The organism is Collinsella aerofaciens (assembly GCF_039062315.1).
In the GTDB taxonomy this organism is placed as follows: Bacteria; Actinomycetota; Coriobacteriia; order Coriobacteriales; family Coriobacteriaceae; genus Collinsella; species Collinsella aerofaciens_BG.
Genome location: NZ_JBCJBG010000004.1, coordinates 131134 through 157054 on the forward strand (window position 1 = coordinate 131134; position 25921 = coordinate 157054).

A 25921-nucleotide genomic window follows, 5' to 3' on the forward strand; every position below is an offset into this window, starting at 1 on the left:
CATGAGTTTGCTGACATTTGCCAAGACGGCCTTGGGTTCTATGGTCAAGCAGCCGGTCACGGTGTGCTATCCGCAGGAGAAGCTGGCGGCGCCCGAGCGCCTGCGCGGGCATATCGTTAACGACATGAACGTGTGCATCTGCTGCGGCATGTGCGCACGGCGTTGCCCGGCGGGCGCGCTCGCGGTCGATCGCAAGGGCGGTACCTGGTCGATCGATCCGTACGCCTGCGTGGTGTGCGGCGAGTGCATCGAGAGCTGTCCTAAACACTGCCTGACTATGGACACCGCCCGCACTCCAGTTGCGGCGAACAAGACTCCCACGGTAGAAACCAAGCCGGAATAGCGTTGGTATAGAGCTGGAATAGAGCTGGAATAGGGGCCGGTGGGGCAAAAATGCCCCACCGGCCCCGCGCTTAAACGCGCGGTTAGGCTGCCGCTAACAAAACTATGCCGGTTTACGGGGCTGGATAGCGAACCTCCGACCATACAGAAAATTGCAAAAACAAAACCGCAGGTAGACAGCCTGCCGCTTTCCAAAAAATGAAGGTATGGATGAGGGCCCCGACTTTTGCCCCGTAAACCGGCATAGTTTAGAAATGGCGTTAAATCGGCGACAGCCATTTTGCTATGCCGGGGCGGTCGGCCGTTGGGAAATTACCCTCGCAGGTAGGCGATGGCGATCTGCGTGCGGTTGCGCAGGCCCATTTTGGCAAGGATCGAGCTGATGTGGTTGCGCACGGTGCCTTCGCCCATATAGGCGGTGGCAGCGATCTCCTTGTTGTCGAGGCCGCGGGCGATAAGCTCGGCGACTTCGAACTCGCGGTCGGTCAGGCTGGCAAAGGCCGCGGGCCGGCGGGGCATGCCCGCCTCGACGCCCGTTCCGCCAAAATCGATGTCCTCGATCGCCTTTCCCTCGAGCACGCGTTTGCCGTCCATGACCTGGGCCAACGCCGGCGGAATGGCGGCGACATCGGTTTTGATCAGGTAGCCGCGGGCACCCAGCTTGAGCGCCGACACAATGTACTCGTCATCCGAGAATGTCGTCAGAAACACCACGCGCGCCGCATGGTCGCGCTCAAGGATCTCGCGGGCCGCCGAAAGCCCGTCGCGCCCCGGCATCTGAATGTCGAGCAGCGCGATATCGGGTGCGTGTTCGGCATAGAGAGCCACTGCGTCGTTGCCGTCGGCGCCGGTACCCACCACCTCGATCTGCGGCTGGGCGCCCAGGATAATCTTGAGCGAATCGACCACCAAGCGGTCGTCGTCGACAACGATGAGCCTCATCGGTCCTCATCTCCTTGTTGTTTGGGAACGGTGGCAAACACGCGCCAGCCGCCGGCGCCGGCGCGCGGGCCGGCGGTGAAGGTGCCGCCAAGCGCCTCGACGCGCTCGCGCATGGAGCCGAGCCCCATGCCTTCTGCGGCGCCGCGGCCGCTTGCTTGAACCCCGCTCGCGCCATCGTCGCTAACAATGAGCTGGTAAAACGACGGATGCTCCATGCACCGTACGGTGACAGCATGGGCGCAAGCGTGGCGCATGGTGTTGGAGAGCGCCTCGCGCAGGACCGCCGCAAAACAGTTGGCGACGTTTGCGGGTGCATGCTCAGCCAAAACTTCAAGCTCAATCTGCGGGCCGCCGTCCGATCGCGCTCCTTCGACAATGCGTTCGAGCTGCACGGAAAGGTCGACAGCGTTGTCGTTGAGCGCATGGACGCTGGTGCGCACAAGCTGGAGCGCCTCGTCAACCGTGCGTTTGACATCGGCGAAATCGGCGGCAACCCTGGGCTCGTCGGCGTGAACCACGCGCAGGGCTTCGGCTTGCAGCGAGGCGCGCGTGAGCTGGTGGCCCACATTGTCGTGGATCTCGCGCGCGATGCGGGCGCGTTCGGCGAGCGTCGCGAGTTCGACTTCGTAGTCCTGGCGATCGGCAAGATCGCGGTTGCGCGCTTCGAGCGCGAGGGCTCGTTCCTGCAGCTCGTCGCGGATATGGCGCATGTGCTGCTGCTCGCGCTCCAGCTGGGCGGTACGTAGCGATAGCAAGGTGGCGGCAACCGAAAGGATGGCGGTCAGCAGGAGCGTTCGGGCGGTGAGCGCGTCGGTGCGAAGGTCCGCGACGAGCGCAAAGGCAAAGACGGAGCCAATGCCTAGCGCGACCCAGGCGTGCTCGCGGCGCACGCGTCGTGCGATGTCATAGAGGGCGAGGGGCGCAAACGGCACAAACGGCGGCACGAAGACAGCCGCGATGATGTAGACGAAGCTCGCGGCCTCGCTTGTGCGGCGCATGCGTTCTTCCTGTGCGACCTCGGCCAGCGAAGTGGCAATAACGCCAAGGCAAAACGCCGCGACCAGGCGAGCGTCCACAGCAAGGCCCACGGCGGCTGCAATGCAGCACGCTAGCACGATCGATTTGTCGAAAAGCCTGTTCATACGGGTATTGTACGCGAAGCTGCGCGTGGTGGAGGGGCCGCCTGCGCAACCGTGACATTCCTCCCGCGCGGCAAAGCGGGGGCGTCGGCAGGCCGCACGACCAAGACCTCCGCACTCGTGACAAAGCTCACTGGCGCGCGTCGGCGGCTCCTGCGATGATGCAATCGTACCGGGCCGCAATCAACGGAAGGGCCGCCTCATGACAGACATCGTCCACGTCGAAAACCTCGTCAAGCGCTACGACGATCTTATTGCGCTCGACCACTTTAGCCTGAGCATCGCCCCCGGCGAGATCTTTGGCCTGCTCGGACCCAACGGCTCGGGCAAGACCACGTCCATCAACTGTATTCTGCAGCTGCTCGCTTACGACAAGGGCACCATCGAGCTGTTCGGCGAGCCCATGACACCCGCCCGCTACGACCTCAAGCGCCGCATCGGCGTGGTGCCGCAGCAGGTGGCGGTATTCGACGAGCTCACGGTGCGCGAGAACATCGACTATTTCTGTAGCCTGTACATCAACGACCGCAAGCGCCGTCGCGCGCTCGTGGACGAGGCGATCGACTTTGTCGGGCTGGGCGACTTTACCAAGTTCCGCCCCGGCAAGCTCTCGGGCGGTCTGGCGCGTCGCCTCAACATTGCCTGCGGCATCGCGCACAAGCCCGAGCTCATCTTCTTTGACGAGCCCACGGTGGCGGTCGACCCGCAGAGCCGCAACGCCATCCTGGAGGGCATCTGCCGCCTGCGCGACGAGGGCGCCACGGTGGTGTATACCAGCCATTACATGGAGGAAGTCGAGCAGATTTGCAGCCGCATCATGATCATGGACGGCGGCCGCGTGCTGGCGCAGGGCACCAACGACGAGCTCAAGCGCATGATTCAGATGGGCGAGCGCGTGACTGTCGAGGTCGGCGCCGTCGAGGCCGCCACAGTCGAGCGCCTGTGCGCCCTCGAGCACGTGCTCAGCGTCGAGCTGTCCGGCGGCGAGCTCGTCTGCACCTGCGAGGCGAGCCCGCACAACCTGGTCGACATCCTCGACACATTGCGCGCCGCCGACGTGGCGCTCGGCCGCGTGTGGAGCGAGCCGCCGACCCTCAACGACGTGTTCCTCGAGATCACCGGCCGCGAGCTGCGCGACTAGGGGGCGGCCATGTTCAACACCATTGTCATTACGGTCAAGACGCTGCTGCGCCGGCCGAGCACGTGGGTTTGGGGCGCGATCTTTCCCGTCGCGCTCTCCACGATGTTCATGTTTATGTTTGCGAATCTGAGCTCCGACGGCAAGATCGACCCGGTGCCGGTTGCCGTCGTGGCGGACGAGGCCTGGGACGCCTCGACCTTTAAGGACGTGGCGGCTTCGCTTGCCAAGGAAGGCGACGACCAGCTGCTCGATGTGAGCGAGTACGAAGACTTGGCTGCCGCGCGCAAAGCGCTCAAGGCCGGCGAAGTCGCGGGCATTTACACGGTGGATACCGCGGGCACGCCCAAACTCACATTGCTTTCGAGCTATGACAGCTCGCGTGCGTCGACGGTGCTCACCGACCGCAGCATTTTGGAGACGGTGGCAAGCTCGTATACGCAAAATGCCGAGCTCATGTCCCAGATTGCCCAGGACAACCCGGCGGCGCTCGCCGACCCGGAGGCGGTTGCGCGCGCCCTGTCGCTCGAGGGCGGCACCCGCCGCGTAAGCCTGACACGCACCACGCCCGATGGCACGGTCATCTACTACTACGCGCTCTTTGGCCTGGTCGCGATGATGTCTGCCGAGTTTGCCGCCTTGAGCGTCGTCGACCTGCAGCCCAATCTGTCGGGCCTTGGCGCACGTCGCTGCGTGGGCGGCCTTTCCAAGACGGCGTCGCTGGCCGGTATCTTTGTGGGCTCGTGGCTGGTTTCCTTTGCCTCGATGGCGGTCGCGATTGGTTACGTGCGCCTAGTCGTTGGCGTCGACTTTGGCGGGCGCGAGGGGCTGTGTCTGCTGGGCGGTGCTGCATCCGCGCTTGCCGCCACGGGCCTGGGGCTCTTTGTGGGCACGCTTCCCGTTAAGGGTGGCAAGGCGTCCAAGTCGGGCATCCTCACGGGCTTTGCCACCACGTGCGCCCTGTTCGCCGGCCTCTACGGCGAGCCGGCGATGGCGCTTGCCGACGATGTCGCCCGCGCCTGCCCGGCCGAGTGCTGGCTCAACCCCGTCAAGCTCATCTGCGACATGTTCAACCGCCTGTATTTCTTTGAGGACCTGGGCCCCTTTGCCGTTCGCGCCGGCGCGCTGGTCCTTATGGCGCTGGTGTTTGTCGCCGCCGCTACGCTGATCTTTGGAAGGAGCCGCTATGAGCACCTTTAAGACCGCGCTTCGCATGGCGCTCGCACACCCGTTCTACCTGCTTATCTACACGGTGTTCATCTCGCTCATGGGCGTATTCATCGCGGCCTCGGTGAGCTGGAACTCGTCGCAGCTCACCGAGTACAAACCCTACGACACCAACGTGATCGTGGTCGACCGCGATGACAGTGACCTTTCGCGGGCGCTTACCAAGCATCTGAGCTCACGCTTTGACCTGGTTACGGGCGTCGGCGACGACACGTACGACCTTGCGGATGCGCTCGCCAAGAGCAACAGCGCCAAGGGCAGCGCCGACTGCGTATTCTTTATCCCGGAGGGGTTTGAGGGCGACCTCATTGCAGCTGCCCGCGCGGGGGAGTCTCTGCCCAAGCTCGATGTGACCTACGGCGCCGGTACCATGGCGGCGGCGCTTTCGTCTGCCGAGGCCTCGCGCTGGATCTCGCTTGCGGGCGCTGCGGCGGCCCTAGAGCCCGCCGCCTCTAATGGTGACGTCGCCAAGGCTGCCGAGCATGCGGCCGCGAAGCGCGCCAAGGTCGAGATCGAGCAGGTCAAGGTTGACTCGACAGCCGCCGCCACGCTCGAGTCGTATTTCAACTTTGGCGCGTACGCGATTATCTCGTCGGTCATCGTGTCGGTGGGGCTGGTGTTCTCGGGCATGAACGAGCCCGAGCGCGTGCGCCGCATGGAGGCCGGCCCAATCTCCGGGCGCCAGCGTTCGCTTGCCGTGTTTGCGGCTGCCGCGGTGCTCACCGTCTGCATCTGGTTTGTGTCGAGCATGATGGGCGTCGTGGGCTTTGCCGGCGCGGTTGCCGAGGTCGGCGTGGGTCGTGTGTGCCTGGCGCTGGCGGCGACGTTTGCCCTGGCGTGCACGCCGCTGGCCGTTGGCTTTGCGCTTTCGAGCCTGGGCGCGCGCGAGGAGCTGCTCAACGGTGTGGGCAACCTGCTCGGCATGCTCATGACGTTTTTGGGCGGCGCCTGGATGCCGCTGTCGCTGATGGGCCCGGCCGTGCAGACCGTGGCGCACTTTGTGCCGACATATTGGGTGAACGACGCGATCGACAAGGCGCTCGCCGCAGACCTGACGTCCACCGTGCTGGGCGACATCGCCTGCGACCTGGGCGTCACGGCACTCTTTGCCGTGGCCATCGCCGCCGTAGGCCTAGCCCTCGCACGCGCCAAAACCCGCGCCTAGTCTGAAATAAATCCTAGGCCTCGCCCCAAAATAGTTCGCCAAGGTTTACTATTACGTTCATAAAGTAGTACGAGGCTAACAATGGGGGATACCATGGCAACGCAGGAAGCCTATGTCCAGGTCAAGGATCTCAAAAAGCACTACGGCGACGGTGATGCGCGCCTGACGGTACTCGATGGCATCGACACGTCCATCAATCGCGGCGAGATCTGCGTCATGCTGGGACCCTCGGGCTCGGGCAAGTCGACCTTTCTTAACCTGATCGGCGGCCTGGAGGATGCCGACGGCGGCTCCATCATGGTGGACGGCTGCGACCTCACGGTGCTCAAGCCTGCCGACCTGGGCGAGTATCGCCGCCGTGAGCTGGGCTTTGTCTTCCAGTTCTACAACCTGGTGCCCGACCTCACCATCAAGGAGAACATCGAGGTCACGGCGCACCTGTCCAAAAACCCGCTCAATGTCGACAACCTGCTGCGCTCGCTGGGCCTCTACGAACATCGCAACAAGTTCCCGCGTCAGGTCTCGGGCGGCCAGCAGCAGCGCTGCGCCATCGGCCGTGCGCTCGTCAAAAACCCGGGCCTGCTGCTGTGCGACGAGCCCACGGGCGCGCTTGACTACAAGACGTCCAAGGAAATCTTGCAGCTCATGGAGGATGTAAACCGCACCTACGGCTGCACCATCATCATTGTCACCCACAATGCCGCCATCGCGCGCATGGCCAATCGCGTGCTGCGCCTGCGCGACGGGCGCATCGTCGAGGATGAGCTCAACGAGTCGCCCGTTGCGGCCGCCGAGCTCGATTGGTAGGCGGCGCCATGACACCTCTCGCAAAACGTCTCCCGCGCGAGCTGCGCCGCAATATCGGCAAGTACCTGGGCATCTTTTTGCTTATGTGCGGAAGCATCGCCCTTACCTCGGGCTTTTTGCTCGCGGCGCATTCCATCGGTTGCCTTATCGACGACATGCGCGATGCGTACACGATTGAGGACGGCCGCGTGACCACCTCCTTCGAGGCCACCAAAGACCAGCTCAAGGCGGCCGAGGATGCAGCCGGCGACGTCGGCGGCGTTACGCTCTACAAGAATTTCTCCATCGACGCCATCATCAAAAAGACAGCCGGCGACGACGGCACCAAGCGCACGCTGCGCACCTATGCGCACCGCACCAAGGTCGATATCGCGTCCTACTGTGAGGGCAAGGAGCCCAAGGCGGACGACGAGGTAGCAATCGACCGCGTTTTTGCCACCAACAACGACCTCGCCGTGGGCGATAAGGTTGAGCTTGAGGGCCGCACCTACACCATCTGCGGCATCATGACCCAGCCCGATAGCCAGGCGCTGTTCCTCAACAATTCGGACTTTACGGTGAACACCATCACGTACGGCGTGGCCGAGGTTACCGATGCCGGCTTTGCCGCGCTCGAGGATGCCGGCGGCGCGCCCGCCTACACCTACTCCTTTACCTTTGCCGATCGCGATCTCTCCACCGCGGATCGCATCGATGCGGAGCAGGATATGGTCGAGGCACTGACCGATGCCGATGCGCGCGTGGACGATCTGATCGACGCCGATTCCAACCAGGGCATTGGCTATGCGCGCGACGACGTGGACGGCGACTCCACGATGTGGATGACGTTGCTCGACATCATCATCGTGATCATGGCGTTTGTCTTTGTGGTCCTTACCGACGCCACCATCGAGGAGGAGAGCGCCATTATCGGCACGCTGCTCGCCAGCGGCTATCGTCGTCGCGAGATTGTACTCCACTACCTGGCGCTTCCCGCCATCGTAGGCGTGGTCGCGGCGCTGCTGGGCACTGCGCTCGGCGTTGTGTTCTTTACCGAGCCCATGCGCAGCCTCTATTACGGGTCGTACAGCCTGCCGCCCTTCCAGGTGTACTGGAGCTGGGAGATCTTTGTGAAGTGCGCCGTGGTTCCCGCCGCCGCGCTCATCCTCATCACGCTGGTGGGCCTGCTTCGCAAAATGGGCAAGACGCCGTTGCAGTTCCTTCGTCACGAGGCGAGCGGCAAATCGGGCACCAAGCGCGGCTTGCAGCTGCCGGAGCGCATGGGTTTTGTTTCCCGCTTCCGCCTGCGTATCTTCCTGCGCAACCTGGGCAACTTTGCCACGCTCTTCGTGGGCATTGCGTTTGCGTCGCTGCTGCTGCTCTTTGGCCTGGCGATTCTGCCCACGATGACGCACTACGCCGACAACCTCGAGACAAGCCTGGTCGCCGAGCACCAGTACATGCTCAAGGCGCCGCTGGAGCTCGAGGGCACTACCGAGGAGCGCGAGCAGTGGTCGGCACTCGAGCGCTTGCAGTCGGTTGACGGCGCGCTGCTTTCTGCCGCCCGGGATGCCGACGACGAGCTTGACGACGCGGCCGATGCAGCGCAGACGGCAGCCGATACCGCGAGCGCATCTCCGTCTGCCGAGAGCCTGGCCGCGGCGCAGGACGCGCTTGCCAAAGTCCAGGACAAGAAGGATGCGCTCTACGCGCGCCTTGACGATCTTGCCGATGCCCTCGGCTGCGACCGCGATGAGGCCATAGGCCTGATCGACAAGGCCTCTAAGATCGACACCGACAACGATGACATTCACCCGGTCAATACGACCGACAACGGTGCGGACGCAATCGCACAGGCCGAGAAATACGCCGTCTACCAGCTGCAATACGACCGCGGCGACGGAAATGGCGAGGAGACGATTTCCATCTACGGCATCTCGTCCGATTCGCGCTACTGGAAAGGGCTGGACGTCGGCGATGGGCGCGTCGTCTTTGGCGGCGGTCTGCTCGATAAGTTTGGCTGGAGTGAGGGCCAGAAGGTCACACTCAGCGACAAGTACGAGGGTGAGCATTATTCCCTTGAGTACGCGGGCAAGGACTGTGCCTGGGGCTCCAAGTCGGATATGAATATCTATATGAGTATCGACGACTTTAATGAGCTGTTCGACAACGACGCCGCCTACTTTAACGGCTATGTGAGCGACGAGAAGCTCGACCTCGATGCTCGTTACTTTGCCGGCGACACCACGCCCGACGACATGCGCGCCGTGGGCGACCAGTTCATCGGCATGATGAGCAAAATGATCGGAATGATGATCGGGCTCGCGGTGTTTATCTTCCTGCTGTTTATGTACCTGCTGACCAAGGCCGTTATCGACCATAGCGCCCGGTCGATCAGCTACATGAAAGTCTTTGGCTATCGAGATGGCGAGATCTCGCATCTGTACATCCGCTCGATCACGCTGTGCGTGGCGGCGTCGCTCGTGCTGAGCCTGCCATTGATCATCGGCTCGCTCACGGCCATCTTCCGCTCGATGCTGCTCGCCTACAACGGCAATATCGAGATCTACGTGCCCGCTTGGTCCATGGCCGCATGTGTCGGCATTGGCTTTGCGACCTACCTGGTCGTGGCGCTGCTACACACGCGCTCCATCAAGCGCGTCAGCCTGGCCGAAGCCCTCAAGGTGCAGGAGTAGTCATTTAAGAACGTCCCCAATGACTAGGTGCCGTACTTGACTTTACCTCTGCTTTAACTGGTACCATCCTCTATGTCTGTAACGCCATATAGACCGAGGGGATAGATCTATGACCGCAACTGCACCCGCAGCACCCGCTAAGGTGTACTTCACCAACCTGCGCACGCATGCTCGCGAGAGCCAGCTCGACAAGCTCAAGCGCCTCATCCGTCACGCCGGAATTGAGCAGATCGACTTTGAGAACAAGTTCGTCGCCATCAAGATTCACTTTGGCGAGCTGGGCAACCTGAGCTTTTTGCGCCCCAACTACGCCCGCGCCGTCGCGGATGTCGTGAAGGAACTGGGCGGCAAGCCCTTCCTCACCGACTGCAACACGCTCTACGTCGGTAGCCGCAAAAACGCGCTCGAGCACATCGATACCGCCTATCAGAACGGCTTTACCCCGTATGCCACGGGCTGCCAGATCATCATCGCCGACGGCCTCAAGGGTACCGACGAGGCGCTCGTCCCGGTCGAGGGTGGCGAGTACGTGCGCGAGGCCAAGATCGGTCAGGCACTCATGGACGCCGACATCGTGATTAGCCTCACCCACTTTAAGGGCCATGAGCAGGCTGGCTTTGGCGGTGCCATGAAGAACCTGGGCATGGGAGGCGGCAGCCGCGCCGGCAAGATGGAGCAGCATGCCGCCGGCAAGCCGAACGTCGCGACCGAGCACTGCATTGGCTGCCGTGCCTGCGAAAAGATCTGCGCGCACAACGCTATCTCGTTTGATGATACCCGCGAGCGCGAGCTTGCCAACGGCAACACCCGCACGGTGCGCGTGGCCGCCATTGACCACGATCGCTGCGTGGGCTGCGGCCGCTGCATCGGCGTGTGCAACCAGGACGCCATCAAGCCCGGTTATGAAGCCGCGGCCGACGTGCTCAACTGCAAGATCGCCGAGTATACGAAGGCTGTCGTCGACGGCCGCCCGAGCTTCCATATCTCGCTTGCCATGGATATCAGCCCCAACTGCGATTGCCATCCCGAAAACGACACGCCTATCGTCAACGACATCGGCATGTTCGCGAGCTTCGACCCGGTCGCCATCGACCAGGCCTGCGCCGATGCCGTCATGGCATCCGAGCCGCTGCCCAACACCGAGCTCACCGATAGCGCGGCCAAGATGGAGCACAACCACGAGCATCTGGAAGGCGAGCAGGCCAAGGACCCTTTCTGCATCACGCATCCCGACACCGACTGGCGCGCGTGCATCGCGCACGCCGAAAAAATCGGCCTGGGCACGAGCGAGTACGAGCTCATCGAGGTCAAGTAGCGCCTAGCTATTGGACAAAACAAGCGCATTTGTAGCGCAACGTTAGCAAAAGCCGCCCGTGAGCACAGCGCCCACGGGCGGCTTTTCGGAAGTGCGGTGAAAAATCGAATACCGCCGACCACAAACCGTTTTTTGGCAACAAAACCCCTGATAAATCGTTGGTAAAACTGCGGTCTGGTCGGGCTTCGCGCGATTTTCCCCGCACTTCCGAAAACAGGGGGTCAGATAGACCAGTAAACCGTACTATTTGCCTAAAAATACTCGTCGAGGAAGTTGTTGACTGTGCTCCAGTAGAGCTCGGGGTCAACTTGCGCACTCTTGGCGTGGGTGGCGCCATGGATGGTGAGCTTTTGCTTGACCTTGCTGGCGCACGCGTCGTAGTTTTGGTCGAGCATGTCGTACGGCACAAAGGTGTCCTGGTCGCCGTGGATAAACAACATGGGAACCGTCGCGTGTTTGAGTTGCTCCACGCTGCTCGCCTTATGAAAGTCGTAGCCCGCGCGCACGTTGCACACCAAGTTCGCTACATCGAGCAAGGGAAAGCTGGGCAGGCCGAACACGTCCTTGAGCTGCAGAGAAAACTCGTCCCAAGCACTCGTATAACCGCAGTCCTCGATAATGCATTTCACGTTTGCGGGCAGAGATTCCCCCGCGACGTTCATGGCGGTCGCCGCGCCCATCGACTCGCCAAAGACCAGGATGCGCGCCTCGGGGTCAGCCTGAACGATTCGCTCGATCCATGCGACGATGTCGAGGCGCTCGGGCCAGCCCATGCCGATATAGTCGCCGCCGGAGCGCTCGTGGGCGCGGGCGGCGGGTGCGAGTACGTTCATGCCGCGGTCGTGGAATCGCTTGACGTATCGGGCCATACCGATGGGCTCGTTGGTATATCCATGCAGGCAGACGGCGTAGTCGTGAGTGCTCTCCGACGCGGCAAAATACCAAGCGGCAAGCTCGGTTCCGTCATCTGCGGTGAGGCTGCCGCTCTCGCGATTTTCTTTAAACCACGCCCGCGCCTCGGTGTCCTCGGCATCCGGCTGCTCACCTTCTTTGTCGTTCTTGCTATCCTGCATCATCTTCATGGTGTACGGCGCTTGGGGGTTCAGGGCAAAGTCAAACAAAAAGTTGCCGGCAAATCCGAGCAGCGCAACGACAGCCACTAGCGCAGCGATGCCGGCTATCTTGAGCTTTCGATGGGAACGTGCGTTTTGAGCCATGCAGTACTCTCCTATAAGATGTTAATACATCAACATTTAATGCAAGCGCATTATGGACGTTCGCCGTTGATGCGTCAACAGGCAAAGAATGGGTAAACAAAGGGTCACGTATGGTGCAAATTTCGCACGTACCCAGACGCTTTGATATAGTGTTGAGAACTCTTTACGTTGGAGGATGTAACCGGCATGTCCGATTCGAGCGACAGTTCTAAGCCGCGACCCAAGACCGCGGCCGTTCCACACTACACGGTGGGCGAGGAGATCATGAACTCCGTCACCCATGGTGTCGGCTGCCTGCTGGGTATCGCCGGCCTGGTGCTCCTGATCGTATTCGCTGCCCTGCGCGGCGGAGGCCCGGCCCACATGGCCGCGGCGATTGTCTATGGCGTCAGCATTATTCTCGAATATCTGGCCTCCACGCTCTATCACGCGATTCAGCCCGCGGGCGCCAAGCGCGTGTTCCGCATTATCGACCACAGCTGCATCTACTTGCTCATAGCCGGCAGCTATACGCCGTTTTGCCTCATCACGCTCGCAAACGACGGCGGCCCTATGCTGTTCTTTGCCGTGTGGGCCATTGCCATCATCGGCATCGCACTCGAGTGCTTTATGCGCGAGCGTCAACCGCACTGGGTAAGCGGCTTGGTCTACCTGCTGATGGGTTGGCTCGTCGTCTTTAAGCTGCCCGAGCTCGTGGCGCTGTTGAACCCCGTCGCGCTTGCCCTGCTCGCCGTCGGCGGCGTGTGCTACACCGTGGGCGTGCCGTTCTATATCGCCAAAAACGTGCGCTATCTGCACAGTGTGTTTCACTTGTGGGTGCTCGCCGGCAGTATCTTCCAGTTCATGGCGGTGATCCTCTTCGTAATCTAGCGACCGCGCCCACGGCCCCGCTCGCACGGGTGACTGGCGCAATTGCCGTATCCGCCATCAACGTTTTACCCTGACGTCCCGAATCTTGGAGGTTCGAGAAACTCCCGATGGACATAACCATCTCCCTTATCACTACCCTCGTCCTGACGCTTATCAACGGCTACTTCTCCATGTCCGAGATGGCTCTCACCACGGCTAAGCGCGCCGTGTTGGAGCACGATGCCGAGGAGGGCGATAAGCGCGCCGAGCGCGCCGTCCAGCTCGCCGCCGACTCCGATCAGCTGTTGGCCACCATCCAGGTCGCTATCACGCTCGTGGGCTTCGCCTCGTCCGCCGTCGCATCGACGAGCCTGTCCGACCCGCTTGCCACGTGGCTCATGAGCTTTGGCATCGCGCCGCTCTCTGCCATCGCGCGCGGCCTGGCGCCGGTCATCATCACCGTCGCCGTCGCCTTCGTGTCCATCGTGATCGGCGAGCTCGTGCCCAAGCGCATTGGTCTGGCCAATGCCGAGGGCGTGTCCAAGCAAGTCGTGGGGCCGCTTTCGGTGTTCCAAAAGATCGCCCGCCCGCTCGTGTGGCTGACCGGTGCCTGCTCCGACGGCCTGGCCCGCATCCTGCGCATCAAGAGCGCCGACGACCGCCAGAACGTCTCGGAGGAAGAAATCAAGTACATGGTCTCGGAGCAGGACGACCTGCTCGACGAGGAAAAGCGCATGATCCACGAGATCTTCGACCTGGGCGACACCGTGGCTCGCGAGGTCATGGTGCCGCGCGTGGACACCACTATGTGCGAGGACGACGAGACAGTCGCCGACGTGTTGTCCACCATGCGCCAGACCGGTTTCAGCCGCATCCCCGTCTATCACGAGGACCCCGACAACGTCGCGGGCATCGCGCACATCAAGGACCTGATTCAGCCCGCGCTCGACGGCAAGGGCGACCAGCCCATCGCCGATTACCTGCGCGACGCCACCTTTGTGCCCGACACCAAGGATATCCTGCCGCTGCTGTCCGAGATGCAGACCTCGCACGACCAGATCGTGGTTGTCGTGGACGAGTACGGCGGCACGGCCGGCATCATCACCATCGAGGACATCGTCGAGGAGATCGTCGGCGAGATCGAGGACGAGTTCGACCCCGACAACAAGTACCTCACGCGCCTTTCGCGCCGCGAGTGGCTCGTCGATGGGCGTTTTTCGTGCGATGACGCGATTGAGCTTGGTTGGCCGCTCGAGGAAAGCGATGATTATGAGACCATCGCCGGCTGGATTTTGGAGCTTTGCGACTCGGTGCCCGACATCGGAGAGGTGTTTGAGGTCGCAGGGTACAAGTTCAAGGTACAGTCGATGCGTGGCCAGCGCATCTCGCTCATTCGCGTGATCGCTCCGGCCGAAACCGATAAGAAGGATTCCGAGTCCTCGGCCGAGAAGCCGGCGGCGTCGGGTGCGGGCTCTGCGGACCCGCACGATGGCGACGAGTAGGGCAAGGAAGAGTAGGGGAGAGTTATGGCAGGCCTGTTCAACATCCTTAAGGTCACCGTCAGCGAGGACAAGATTTGCGCGCATGTGCTGGTGAACCCCGGCATGCCGCTCATGACCTCGGAGGATATCGAGGCCACGGCGCGCGTGTACTACCTGGTGCCCGCGATTGCCAAGCATCTGTGCCTGGGCGATTCGGGTCGCGAGTTCCAGGATTGCATGGGCCAGACCGAGCTTTGCCACCTGCTGGAGCACGTGACGGTCGAGCTCATGAACGAGACCGGGCTTGCCGGCAGCATCTCGTGCGGCCGCACGCGCGTAAGCGAGCACGACGAGCGCGTCTTTGAGGTTGAGCTTTCGTGCCCCGACGACGCGCTGGCCATCGGCGCGTTGTCTTCGGCCACCTTTATGATGGACTGGGCGTACCTGCACGCCGACCAGCCTGCCCCCGACGTGGAGGGCACGGTCGCGGGCCTGCGCAACCTGGTGCTGGGCATGCGCGCCGAGGCCGAGGGCAAGGATCCTCACGAGGCCGTCGCCGCTGCGAACGGCGAAGATGCTGCCGAGGACGAGGGCGCTGACGAGGGCGATGTGCCGGCCGACGCCGAGCCCGTTGCCGATGCGACCGCCGAGCCCGTTCCCACCGAGCCCCAGGGTGTCCCCAACTTTGACGACGAGCCCCAGGTGGCGATTGATACCGAGGGCGCGGTTGCCGAGAACCACGAGGCTTCCGCTGCCGTCTTTGGCGGTGCGGCGACGGTTCCGGCAGGACCTGCGCATGAGGGCGGCCTGCCGCTCGTGGACGGCGCCGGCGAGGACCCGGGTGCCACGGTGACCATGCCGGCTATGCCTCAGGAGTAGGCCTACGCGTTTATCACCATCACGCACCTGCGCTTTTGCCGTACGTAGATGAGCGGAGCGGCAAGTGATGCGCTGCGGGTATAATGGACAGCATTCAAACGGTGGGCACCGACGTGCCCGCAGGAGAGGAATGATCATGGGTAAGACTTTCAGCTTTGTCTCCGGCGCACTTTTTGGTGCCGCTGCCGGCGCTATTGTCGGCGTTGCTCTGGCCCCGCGCTCGGGCGCCGAGACCCGCGCCATGGCTGCCGATATCGCCAACGACGCCTGGGACAATATGCGCGACACCTACGAGCACAGCGCCGAGGAGGCCCGTGCTGCGGTGAATGACTTTGGCCCGATGGTCGACGCCAAGACCGACGACCTGCGCGCCAAGGTCGACCTGGCCCGCGAGCGCATGGACCAGCTGCGCGAGCAGCTCAACGACGCCATTTCGGGCGGCAACGTGACGCCTGCCGCCGACGTCGTGGTCGAGAACGCCGTCGAGGCTGATACCGAGGCTGCGGAGCCCTCGACCGAGGCATAATGCGCGCCGGGGATTTTGTCGGCGCCAAGATCTATCGCAAGCCTACCGAGGACAAGCGCATCAAAAAGGACGGCACACCGCGCAGCCCTAAAAAGCTCGGAAAGATTCACTTTCCGGTCTTTACCCCGGGCGGTACGCGCGCGGTCGGCTTTATGGTCCGCCAGTCCGATATCGCGGGCATGATCGAGCGTCCCGACCGATTCGTAGCGCTCGACGCCATTGGTGTCTACGAGGGCGCCATTGCGGTCGATGACGTCAAGGATACGTACGATGCCGCCGCTGCCAAGCGCCTCGACATCAACCTGGACGATTGCATTATCTGGGTCGGTATGGACGTGCGCACGGAATCAGGCGACGTCGTGGGCTATTGCTCGGACGTTGAGTTCAAGCCACGCTCGGGCATCGTGCAGGCATTCTATGTGACCGCCGGTGCTGCTTCGAGTGTTTTGGTTGGTGACACGCAGGTGCCGCCGACGATGCTGCGCGGCTATGCGGACGGCGCGATGATTGTTTCGGACGAGGTCAAGTCGCTCGGGTATTCGGGCGGTGCGGCTGCCAAGGCCGCCGAGGCCAGCGTCGTGGTGGGCGACAAGGTCAAAAAGGGTGCCAAGGTGCTCGACGACAAGGGGTCGGTTGCCGTGGACAAGGGCAGTCGCGCACTGGGCAAGCAGCTCGGCAAGACGCGCGGCATGTTCAAGGCCTTTAAGGACGAATACCAAAAGGCGAGCGGAGGCTCGTCAAAAGCTACAAAATAGCGACGTACCAAATGATGGGAGGCAAGCCGGAGACCTGTTGCTCCGGCTTGCTGTGTTTATGGGGGAGGGCACATGCGCCAAAACGGATCCAACTTAAACGGGCGTTCGGGTGCGCGTCCGACGGCGCGCCGCGACCTGGGGCAGCTGCCCAGCGGTCAGCGCAAGCGTCACCGTAAGCCCGGCGCGATGTATCTCAACCATAGCCGCGGCTTTAGCGACCGCAGCGCTCGTATCGGCAACAGCCGTACGCCCCGTCGTTCGTCTCGCCTGCCCTATGCGCTCATCGCCGTGGGTTGCGCGCTCGTGCTGTTTATCGCTGCCGTCGTGGGCTACGTCAACCGCAGTGTGGACGTGGAGCTCAACGGCCAGAAGACCGCGGTGCGTGTGGGCTCTACGCTGCAGAATCTCATCGACGAACAGGATTTGACTGACACCTACGAAGCAGGCGACCTGCTGGCCGTCGATGACAGCGTGCTCAAGCGCCATGGGGGCGAAAAGCTGTCGGTGAAGGTCGACGGCAAGCGCGTGAAGCAGGGCAAATGGGATAGCCGCGAACTTGAGGGCGGCGAGAAGGTGACGGTCAAGGATGGTCGTAACACCTACGAGAAGCACGAGGTTCAGGCTACGGTTATCGAGCCCAAGCTCAAGGTCGAGGGTACGGGCGCTATCGAGTATGTGCAGACGTGGGGTGTCCAGGGCCGCTCCGAGGTGTGGGTTGGTGAGCAGTCGGGCAAGACGCAAGACCGCGGCGAGGTTGTGCCCGCCTCCGATTGCGTTGTTGCGTGCGCCAGCGTGGCGCCCAAGGGCAACAAAAAGTACGTGGCGCTGACGTTTGACGAGGGTCCGAGCGGCGCTACCAAGCAGATCTTGCAGGTGCTCAAGGAAAAGGGCGTCACCGCGACGTTCTTCCTTTCGGGCGATGCGGCCGAGGCCTCGCCTGCCACGGCCAAGGCGATTGTCGATGTCGGGTGCGAGATCGGATCCAACAGCTACAGCGACGATTCGCTCAAGGGTCAGGACCGTGAGGCGGTACGCGAACAGATCACGAAAGGCACCGATGCGATTAAGTCGGCGACCGGCGTGAAGACGATGCTGCTGCGTGCTCCCTACGCTGCCTTTGACGAGCAAAACTGGATTGATGCGATGGACCTGGTCTCCGCCGTGGTCTCGTGGAATATTGACTCGGGCGACTGGCTGCTCAACGGTGCCGACGAGCAGGTCTCGACGGTGCTCGATTCGGTGACGCCGGGCAATATCGTGCTGCTCACCGATAGAGACGAATGCGCCGAGCAGACGCTCGAGGCGCTGCCGCAGATTATCGACGGCCTCATTGCCGACGGCTACAAGATCGTGACGCTCAGCGACCTGGTCAAGACGGACACGTCGCTGAGCAAAAAGCTCACTTCGCTGACGAAGGCCACCATGCCCAAGGACGCCGTGTTCCCCCAACTTGCCGAGGACAACGACACCACAGAGTAGTTATTGGGTAGTCATTTAAGAACGTCCCCAATGACTATGTCACGGATGCGTCAGCGTTTGGTATGCCTGCAATGTGCAGCGCATAAATTCGATGCCGCAGGGCGATGCTGATGCTATAGTTACTGCGGTTAATGAGGGTCAAGAGAAAGGTTACAGGTGAAATCCAAACCTCGACCATACGAAAGGTTACAGGTGAAATCCAAACCTCGACCATACAGTCGATGACCCCATGCAGGTGCTTTTTGCGCATGCACGGGGTGTAAGCGTCGAGCGGCGTGCCGCCCGCGCATGCGTATACATATCCAGAAGCCCCCGGACGCCGCACGCGCGGCCGCGTCCGGAGGAATAATGATGGGGAGCACCATTGAATTATCTGAGTGAGATGCTCAAATTGCCGGTCTTGGACGTCGACGGCGAAAAGCTCGGCGTGGTCAACGATTTTGGTATTGCTACCGGCGAAGTTTTTCCGCACGTGACGTCGCTCGCGTTCCGCGGACCCGGCAAGACGCCGTTTATGATCAGCTGGCGCAAATGGGTCGACCGTATCGACGAGACGGGCGTGCACCTTAAGACGTCGGCCACCGAAATCCGTTTTTCGTACCTGCAGCCGACCGAACTCCTGCTTGCCCGCGACGTGCTCAACAAGCAGATTGTCGACACGCAGGGCATGAAGGTCGTGCGCGTAAACGACATCAAGTTTTCCATGTCGGGCGAAAACCAGCTGCGCCTGCTGGGCGCCGAGGTCGGTGCCCGCGGTCTGCTACGCGCCATCAGCCCCGCGCTCGAGCATATCGTCGAAGGCTTTATGAAGCACTTGGGCAAGCCGCTCAGCGAGGACATTATCGCCTGGTCTTACATGGACCTGCTCGATCGCTCGACTAAGAACATCCAGCTCTCGGTGTCGCACAAGACGCTTGGCGAGCTGCATCCTGCCGACATCGCCGACATTATCGAGCAGCTCGACCCGCGCCTGCGTGCGCAGGTGTTTGCGCAGCTCGATACTGCCCAGGCCGCCGAGGCCATCTCGGAGTTCGATGACGACGAGCTTATGACCGAGATGCTCGAGGGCCTGTCCGACACGGACGCATCGTCGATGCTGGCCATGATGGACCCGGACGATGCAGCCGACCTGATCGACGAGCTCGATTACGAGAAGGCCGAGAAGCTCCTGCGCCTGATGGGCGTCAAGGAGGAGAAGGCGATTCGTAACCTGCTGGGGTATGAGGACAACACCGCCGGCCGCATCATGACCTCGGAGTTTGTCTCCCTGCCCGCCACGGCGACGGTCGGTGACGCCATCGAGGCGATTCGCGAGCTCGACGAGGACTTCGAGAGCGTCTACTACGTCTATACCGAGGACCCGAGCGGCATGCTCACCGGCGTGCTTTCGCTGCGCACGCTGATCGTAGCCGACCGCGACGCCACGCTGGGTCAGCTGGCCTATCGCGACCTGGTCTATGTGTCGCCCGACGAGGACCAGGAAGACGTAACGGACGAGATGACCAAGTACGACCTGGTTGCCATCCCTGTCTGCGACGAGAACCGTCATATCCTGGGTATCGTAACCTTCGACGACGCCATGGACGTTATCGCTGAGGAGCATCAGGAGGACCTGCAGATCGCCGGTGTCGGCTCGGGCGATAGCGCGTCGGACGACTCGACGAACGTGCTCAGCTGGTTCGTGCATCGTCAGTACTGGGTCGTCGTGTGGGGCATTGCCTCGTGCCTTATGGCGACGGTGCTGGGGACGGCGCTGGGCTCCGCGCATCTGGTGGTGTTCCCCATGTGCGCCATGCCGCTCGTGCTGCTGGCTTCCTCGCGCATGGTGTCGTTCGTCAAGAACTACTTCCTCGAGTACGACGGTCACGACGACGAGCCCAAGCCGTACCTGGGATTCTTCTTCCAGAGCACGGGCATGGGCCTGATTCTGTCGCTCGTGACCTACCTGTGCGCGCAGCTGGTGCGCACCGCCGCGTTCCCCGATGCCACCATGTTTGAGGAGCAGCTCTTTACCGGCTGCTTTAACATCGCGGCCATCATTTGTCTGATCGGCAACATGAGCGCCGTGATTTACCTGATGGTGCTGTTCTGGCGCGATGAGCACGACCTCAATACGTCGGGTACTGCCATGAACGTCATCGCCGTCATGATCTCGTGTGTGGCGTACTGCATCGCCGCGGTGCTGCTCACCATGTCGGTCATGGGGTAGGTGGTCGCGTGCAAAATACGAAGCAAAAGCCGATCACCAAGCAAAAGCTGACCATCGCGGCCATCTTTGGCGCCATGGGCCCCGGTCTTCTGGCGGCGCTTTCGGGCAATGACGCCGGCGGCATCGCCACGTATTCCAGCGCGGGCGCCAGCTATGGCTATAAGATGCTCTGGATGCTTCCCGTCATGACCGTGCTGCTTATCGTGACGCAGGAGACCGCGGCGCGCTGCGGATGTGTCACGGGCAAGGGCCTGGCGTCGCTCATTCGCGAGCGCTTTGGCGTGCGCAAGAGCGTGCTGGCCATGGCGGCGCTGTTAATCGCCAACACGGCGGTGACCATCTCGGAGTTCGCGGGTATCGCGAGTGGCCTTGCCCTCTTTGGCGTTCCGGCGAGCATCTCGGTGCCGCTCGTGGCGCTGCTGGTGTGGATGCTTACCATGTCGGGCAGTTTCCAGCGCATCGAGAAGATTTTGCTGCTGGTAAGCTGCGTTTTCGTGACCTACATCGTCGCCGCGTTTATGGCCGGCCCCAACTGGGGCGAGGTCGCGGTCGACTTGGTCGTCCCCAATATTCAGAACGATCCCAGCTACGTGTCGCTCGTGGTCGCAACGATCGGTACCACCATCGCACCGTGGATGATCTTCTTGGCTCAGAACAACGTGGTCGATAAGAATGCGGGCGAGGACGATATCGTGCTGCAGCGTATTGATACCGTGAGCGGCTCGATCGCTGCTGATATCATTGCGGGCTTTATTATCATCACGACCGGTACGGTGTTGTTCCCGGCGGGTATTCAGATTAGCGATGCCGCTGATGCTGCCCGCGCGCTGGAGCCTATTGCGGGTCAGTGGTCCACGGTGCTGTTTGCCTCGGGCCTGGTCGCGGCGAGCTTCTTGGCCGCCTGCGTGCTGCCGGGCGTTACGTCGAGCGCTATCTGTGAGGCATTTGGATGGGAGCGCGGTGCCGACCGCAGCTGGGACGAGGCCCCGGTCTATCGCGGCATCATTACGGCCATCATCGGTATCTCTGCCGTGCTGGTGCTTATGCCCGGCGTCGATCTGTTCCAGATTATGATGACCTCGCAGGTCATCAATGGCGTGCTGCTGCCCGTGGTTCTGGTGTTCCAGGTGGTTATCGCCGCTGACCGTCACATTATGGGTGCCAACCGCAACGGCCGCGTGTGGAACGTGCTCACTTGGGCGACTATCGCCGTGATTACGGTGCTGACGGTCGTCATGTTTGTGCTGCAAGCGATGGGCTACAGCGCTTAACGCCCACTTTTGTTTCCGAACAGGCCGCAGCGATGGGCTGCGGCCTGTTTTTGCCCGCGACCTCTTGGGGCCGGCTCTAAAAGAGTGATTTTGGGTTGTTTGCTGCAGGTTACTTGTCGGTGCCCAGCTTGTGCGGCTTGAGAGCGAGCGCATTGACGAGTGCGTCGGTGGCAGACTTGACGGCTGCCGGCTGCGGATCGTTGACGTGATCCTCGGGATGTACGGGCAGGTCCTTCTTGACGGCATCGTGGATCAAGTTGAGGTACTCAGTCACGCCAGTGGTCGATAGATGCGTGCCATCGCCATCGAACAGGTCGTTGCGGTTGGCACTGTATCCGTACCAGTCGATAACGCGTACGTTCTTGTAGCGCGTAGCGGCGTTGGCGATGGCCTGGTTGGTAGAGCCAACCCACGGCTGCGGGCTGCGCGTGTTCACAAACACCACAATACGCTTATCTCCTGCATCGGCCATGATGGCGTCGATCTGGTCGTCGGTTACCAAGCCGTTGGTGCCCAGGGCAAAGACCACGATCTTGCCGGCAAGGTTCTGCTGGATATAGCCCTCAAATGTCGCACGGCCCGCATCGAACTGGCGGCCCTTTTCGGCATCGATATGGCTGTGCGGGAACACGCCGTCAAAGGTGTCCACGGCACGCAGCGACACGGAGTCGCCGATCATAAGCAGATCGTAGGAGCCATCGGGGAAGCCGTCGTTGTCCTTGTCGGTGTCGTCGGCCGCCTGCTGGTCGGTGGGCGCGGTGTTCTTGGCTTCCTTGTTCAGAACTTCGGCGCCCTCGCCGCTCAGCGCAGACGTCTCGGGCACAAAGATCAGGCCGCCCAGTGCAACGACCAACACGACAGCGCAGGCTGCGCAGGCAGGGACGTGCGCGCGCACCCAGTTGGCGGGCGTGGTGGTGCCATCGCGGAATTCGGCAACGGTGCGCCCAAAGGCGCCCTTCCTAAACGGAGTCTCGATAAAGCGATAGCAGCACTCTGCCACGGCGACCACCAACAACACCTGCAAGATATACTGCCACCAGGGCGTGTCGTTGATGTTGGCGACCGGGTTCATGAGCAACAGCAGGGGATAGTGCCACAGGTAGATGCTGTACGAGCGCTTGCCAACCCACACGAGCGGCTCGGCGGACAGCGCGCGGGCAACCATTCCCTGGGGCTGCACGCAGGCCGCGATGACCATGAGCGTGAGGATCGAGCACAGCAGTGTGCCTCCGCGATACTGGAAGGCGGTGTAGCCGTTGGTGAGCGCGACCATGGCGGCAAGGCCAACCAGACCCACGACGCCCAACACATCGATGGATGCGGGCGAGGACCAAAAACGCACGAGGGCGCTCGGCTGTGCCGGGGCGGTCTCGGCTGCTTCGTCGGCCTTCTCGCCAGGCTTGCCCTCGGCGTTCTTGCCGTGCTTGGCGGCGCCAGCTAGGCGATTGAGCCCCAAACGACGAGCGAGACGCACCGGCGCCAGGTCGCGATCGGGGATAAAGGCCATCCAGGCACCCAGCAGCAGCGAGAACACACGGGTGTCGGTGCCGTAGTACACGCGGCTGGGGTCGGCGGCAGGGTTATAGAGCACCATCATGGCGATGGCGGAGACAGCAGCCAGGCCCAGAACCACGCGGCGCGTGTTGGGTTTGCTCACATGCATGGATACCATGGCAAACAGCAGTGGCGGCCAAATCAGGTAGAACTGTTCCTCGATGGCAAGCGACCAAAAGTGCGTGAGCGGCGAGGGGTCGCCTAGAGCATTGAAGTACGAGACGTTTTGGGCAATCTGCCACCAGTTGTTGAAGAACAGCAGCGACGGCAGGATGTCGGGGCGCATCTTGGTGAGCATCACGTGGTTAAAGATGGTGCACAGCGCGCAGGTCACCACCACGACGGTCACCACGGCGGGGACCAGGCGACGGATGCGGCGAATCCAGAAGCTCTTGAGGTCGATGCGTCCGGTCTTAGCGACTTCGTTGAGCAGCAAGCGCGTGATCAGATAGCCCGAAAGCACAAAGAAGATCGTGACGCCAAGCAGGCCGCCCTGCGCCCACGTGAGGTTGAGGTGATAGAGCACCACCGCGACGACGGCAAGCGTGCGCAGGCCGTCAAGGGCAGGGATGTAGCGGGACTTGGGGCGAGCAGGCGTCTGCTCCGAGGCGGGAGTGTTGGCGCGGCCCGCGTTGTTGGCAGAAGTGCGATGAGGGCTCGCGGTGCGTCGCGGCTCGTTGGTACGGCGCTCGCTCTTCACGCGTTCGTGCGGCGCCGGCTCGTTGCCCGTGCGGTGTCGACCGCGCGAGCCCGATTGCGAGAATTGTTCCATAAAACATCATCCAATGACGAGAATAATCAGCACGCCTTCATTGTAGCTGCCTGCTCCTGTGAATGCTTGCTGCTGGCGCAAGCTCAAGCACGCGTCCACATCAAAGTGAACTAAAGTTATAGGGGGTGCGAGAGCGCACGGTCGACGGCCGGCGGTGGGCATAAGGCCCGCAGATGAGGAGGTTTCCATGGCGGATCACAGCATCGTTGCGGTGTTCGGCAGCATGAACATGGACCTTTCGGTGGCGTGCGAGCGCATACCGCGTGCGGGCGAGACCGTCGGCGGCAGCGGGTTTATCACCAACGCCGGAGGCAAGGGCGCCAATCAGGCCGTAGCTGCCGCGCGTATGGGCGCGTGCACGCACATGATCGGCGCGGTCGGTCGCGACGCGTTCGGCGCGTCGCTCGTGGCGGGGCTCCAAGACGCCGGCGTGGACTGTGACTTTGTAGTGCATCGCGATGACGTGGAGACGGGAACGGCGACCATCATTCGCTGCGAGAGCGACAACCGCATCATACTGTCACCGGGCGCCAACCATGCGCTTGCGGGCGCGGACGTTGCCTGCGCGTTGAGGCGTCTGGTGGCCCATGAGCTCGACGGCGACGCCAGCGAGATTGCCCCGGCTGCCGGAAGCGTCTTTATCGCCCAGGGCGAATGTGACCTTGCGGCGACGGCCGAGGCGCTTGTTTGCGCTCACGAGCTGGGGTTCTATACGGTCTTTAATCCAGCGCCCGCCTGCGAGCTGCCTGCGGAGGTCTGGCCTGCGGTCGACCTGGTCTGTCCCAACGAGACCGAGTGCCAGGTGCTGACGGGCATTCTGCCCACGGATGATGTGAGTTGCGTCGCCGCGCTCAATGCGCTGCTCGACAAGGGCGCCGGCGCCGCGGTCATCACGCTGGGCGGTGCCGGCTCGGTTACGCTCGGCGATGGCGGTGAGCTGCTGCGCATGCCGGCACTTTCGAGTGCGGTAGTCGATACCACGGCCGCCGGCGATACGTTTATCGGCGCGTTGGTGGCGGCTCGCCTAGAGGGCTTGCCGCTCTTTGAGTGCATGGCCGCGGGCGCTCGCGCCTCGGCAGTGACGGTGTCGCGCCTGGGCGCTCAGCAATCGATTCCCACGCGCGCCGAAGTTGAACATTGGTTTGGTTAAACGATAAAGACGGAGAAGCGGAGTAGAACAATGGCAATCAAGAAGCTGATCCTTGATCTGGATATGGGTGTGGACGATGCGATGGCGCTGGCCTATGCCATCGCGAGCCCCGAGGTGGAGCTCGTGGGCATCACCACGTGCTTTGGCAACGTGCGCGTCGAGCAATCGGCGCACAACTGCCTGGCGGTGCTCGATCTGCTGGGTCGCCCCGAGGTTCCGGTGTACCTGGGTGCCGACCGTCCTCTGCAGGCGACTGAGCCCTATACGCCGCCGGCGTCCACCGCGCTCATTCACGGCAAGAACGGCATCGGCGGCGCGAGCGTGCCCGCGTCGCCCTACGAGCCGGTGGGGGCGACCTCGGCCGACGGCAACGCTGCGGTCGATTATCTGATCGATGCCGCGCGCACCTATGGTCCCGATCTGGTCTACGTAGCGACTGGCCCGCTCTCCAACCTGGCGCTCGCCCTGGAGCGCGATGCGGCGGCGATGATGTCCATCGGCCGCGTGGTCGTGATGGGCGGCGCCCTTACCGTGCCCGGTAACGTGAGCGCGGGCGCCGAGGCCAACATGGCGAGCGACCCCGAGGCAGCCGACGCGGTGCTGCGCTCGGGCCGTAAGCTCACCATGGTGGGTCTGGACGTGACGCATCGCGTGGTGCTCACACGCCGCGACATTGCCGGCTGGACGGGCTCGGGCACCATGGCGGGCTGCGCATTTGCGAGCATGGTCGAGCACTACATTGGCTCGTACGAGATGAACGCACCCTACCTGGGTGGTTGTGCGCTGCACGATCCGCTGGCCGTTGCCGTGGCGGTCGACCCCACGCTCGTAGGTGCGCTCGGCTGCAACCTGCGTGTTGATCTGCTGGGCGAGTACCGCGGTCGCACCATCTGCGATGAGCGTCGCCTGTCCGATCCGGACAAGAGCGCGCTTGTGGCACTGACCGTGGATGCTCCGCGCTTCCTGTCCGAGTTCAAGACGCGTATGGCCCGTGTCCTTGGCTAAGTTGTCTTTTTGGGACGGGGCTTT

General features: G+C 62.4%; 21 protein-coding genes. 17 read left to right on the forward strand and 4 right to left on the reverse strand.

Annotated elements, in window-relative coordinates; translation table 11 throughout:
* The first annotated feature begins 1 nt into the window (after window position 1).
* A complete protein-coding gene (locus ABCP74_RS03445) occupies window positions 2-343 on the forward strand; it encodes a 4Fe-4S dicluster domain-containing protein (RefSeq protein WP_343000725.1) in 342 nt (113 codons plus the stop codon).
* Window positions 344-654: 311 nt separating this feature from the next.
* Here ABCP74_RS03445 and ABCP74_RS03450 read toward each other — a convergent pair whose 3' ends face one another.
* Complete coding sequence (locus ABCP74_RS03450; RefSeq protein WP_343000724.1) at window positions 655-1284, reverse strand: response regulator; 630 nt, start codon at window positions 1282-1284, stop codon at window positions 655-657.
* The gene (locus ABCP74_RS03455; protein WP_343000723.1) at window positions 1281-2426 is read right to left on the reverse strand and encodes a sensor histidine kinase; all 1146 of its coding nucleotides are present in this window, start codon (window positions 2424-2426) and stop codon (window positions 1281-1283) included. Before ABCP74_RS03455 ends, ABCP74_RS03450 begins: the two co-directional genes overlap by 4 nt.
* 199 nt (window positions 2427-2625) lie before the next feature.
* On the opposite strand from ABCP74_RS03455, the gene ABCP74_RS03460 reads away from it, so the two are divergent.
* The 6 genes from ABCP74_RS03460 to ABCP74_RS03485 all read left to right on the forward strand — a co-directional run bounded on the left by ABCP74_RS03460 (window position 2626) and on the right by ABCP74_RS03485 (window position 10750).
* Complete coding sequence (locus tag ABCP74_RS03460) at window positions 2626-3564, forward strand: ABC transporter ATP-binding protein (RefSeq protein WP_343000722.1); 939 nt, start codon at window positions 2626-2628, stop codon at window positions 3562-3564.
* A 9-nt stretch (window positions 3565-3573) separates the two neighbouring features.
* Complete coding sequence (locus ABCP74_RS03465; RefSeq protein WP_343000721.1) at window positions 3574-4761, forward strand: ABC transporter permease; 1188 nt, start codon at window positions 3574-3576, stop codon at window positions 4759-4761.
* Entirely contained in the window at window positions 4748-5953 is a 1206-nt protein-coding gene (locus ABCP74_RS03470; RefSeq protein ID WP_343000720.1) for an ABC transporter permease, read from the forward strand. The genes ABCP74_RS03465 and ABCP74_RS03470 overlap by 14 nt, the downstream gene beginning before the upstream one ends.
* Window positions 5954-6046: 93 nt before the next feature.
* Window positions 6047-6760 carry an ABC transporter ATP-binding protein gene (locus tag ABCP74_RS03475; RefSeq protein ID WP_035137112.1) on the forward strand — a complete coding sequence of 238 codons (714 nt, stop codon included), beginning with the start codon at window positions 6047-6049 and terminating at the stop codon, window positions 6758-6760.
* 8 nt (window positions 6761-6768) lie between these two features.
* The gene (locus ABCP74_RS03480) at window positions 6769-9435 is read left to right on the forward strand and encodes an ABC transporter permease (RefSeq protein ID WP_343000719.1); all 2667 of its coding nucleotides are present in this window, start codon (window positions 6769-6771) and stop codon (window positions 9433-9435) included.
* 109 nt (window positions 9436-9544) lie between these two features.
* Window positions 9545-10750 (forward strand): DUF362 domain-containing protein, encoded by a 1206-nt coding sequence (locus ABCP74_RS03485; protein WP_343000718.1) that lies wholly within the window; start codon window positions 9545-9547, stop codon window positions 10748-10750.
* A 251-nt stretch (window positions 10751-11001) separates the two neighbouring features.
* Here ABCP74_RS03485 and ABCP74_RS03490 read toward each other — a convergent pair whose 3' ends face one another.
* A complete protein-coding gene (locus ABCP74_RS03490; protein WP_343000717.1) occupies window positions 11002-11967 on the reverse strand; it encodes an alpha/beta hydrolase in 966 nt (321 codons plus the stop codon).
* Between the two features lie 186 nt (window positions 11968-12153).
* On the opposite strand from ABCP74_RS03490, the gene trhA reads away from it, so the two are divergent.
* The 8 genes from trhA (at window position 12154) to ABCP74_RS03530 (ending at window position 21416) form a co-directional block, all read left to right on the forward strand.
* Window positions 12154-12837: a PAQR family membrane homeostasis protein TrhA gene (trhA, locus tag ABCP74_RS03495; protein ID WP_343000716.1), complete on the forward strand. Its 684-nt coding sequence runs from the start codon at window positions 12154-12156 to the stop codon at window positions 12835-12837.
* Between the two features lie 107 nt (window positions 12838-12944).
* Window positions 12945-14318, forward strand: coding sequence for a hemolysin family protein (locus ABCP74_RS03500; RefSeq protein WP_343000715.1), 1374 nt, complete (start codon window positions 12945-12947; stop codon window positions 14316-14318).
* Between the two features lie 24 nt (window positions 14319-14342).
* Window positions 14343-15176, forward strand: a complete 834-nt coding sequence (locus tag ABCP74_RS03505; RefSeq protein ID WP_343000714.1) for a cyanophycin synthetase family protein — start codon at window positions 14343-14345, stop codon at window positions 15174-15176.
* Between the two features lie 136 nt (window positions 15177-15312).
* Window positions 15313-15702, forward strand: a complete 390-nt coding sequence (locus tag ABCP74_RS03510; protein WP_035136593.1) for a YtxH domain-containing protein — start codon at window positions 15313-15315, stop codon at window positions 15700-15702.
* Window positions 15702-16457 carry a PRC-barrel domain containing protein gene (locus ABCP74_RS03515; RefSeq protein WP_343000713.1) on the forward strand — a complete coding sequence of 252 codons (756 nt, stop codon included), beginning with the start codon at window positions 15702-15704 and terminating at the stop codon, window positions 16455-16457. Before ABCP74_RS03510 ends, ABCP74_RS03515 begins: the two co-directional genes overlap by 1 nt.
* A gap of 72 nt (window positions 16458-16529) precedes the next feature.
* Window positions 16530-17936 carry a polysaccharide deacetylase family protein gene (locus tag ABCP74_RS03520; RefSeq protein WP_343000712.1) on the forward strand — a complete coding sequence of 469 codons (1407 nt, stop codon included), beginning with the start codon at window positions 16530-16532 and terminating at the stop codon, window positions 17934-17936.
* A 364-nt stretch (window positions 17937-18300) separates the two neighbouring features.
* Entirely contained in the window at window positions 18301-20145 is a 1845-nt protein-coding gene (locus ABCP74_RS03525; protein WP_343000711.1) for a magnesium transporter, read from the forward strand.
* Between the two features lie 74 nt (window positions 20146-20219).
* A complete protein-coding gene (locus tag ABCP74_RS03530) occupies window positions 20220-21416 on the forward strand; it encodes an Nramp family divalent metal transporter (protein WP_117640528.1) in 1197 nt (398 codons plus the stop codon).
* 109 nt (window positions 21417-21525) lie between these two features.
* Here ABCP74_RS03530 and ABCP74_RS03535 read toward each other — a convergent pair whose 3' ends face one another.
* The gene (locus tag ABCP74_RS03535) at window positions 21526-23742 is read right to left on the reverse strand and encodes an acyltransferase family protein (RefSeq protein WP_343000710.1); all 2217 of its coding nucleotides are present in this window, start codon (window positions 23740-23742) and stop codon (window positions 21526-21528) included.
* Window positions 23743-23929: 187 nt separating this feature from the next.
* Between ABCP74_RS03535 and ABCP74_RS03540 the strand changes: the two genes are divergently transcribed.
* Both ABCP74_RS03540 and ABCP74_RS03545 read left to right on the forward strand, forming a co-directional pair.
* Window positions 23930-24892, forward strand: a complete 963-nt coding sequence (locus tag ABCP74_RS03540) for a ribokinase (protein ID WP_343000709.1) — start codon at window positions 23930-23932, stop codon at window positions 24890-24892.
* A 30-nt stretch (window positions 24893-24922) separates the two neighbouring features.
* Window positions 24923-25897, forward strand: a complete 975-nt coding sequence (locus ABCP74_RS03545) for a nucleoside hydrolase (protein WP_117848353.1) — start codon at window positions 24923-24925, stop codon at window positions 25895-25897.
* Window positions 25898-25921 lie beyond the last annotated feature (24 nt).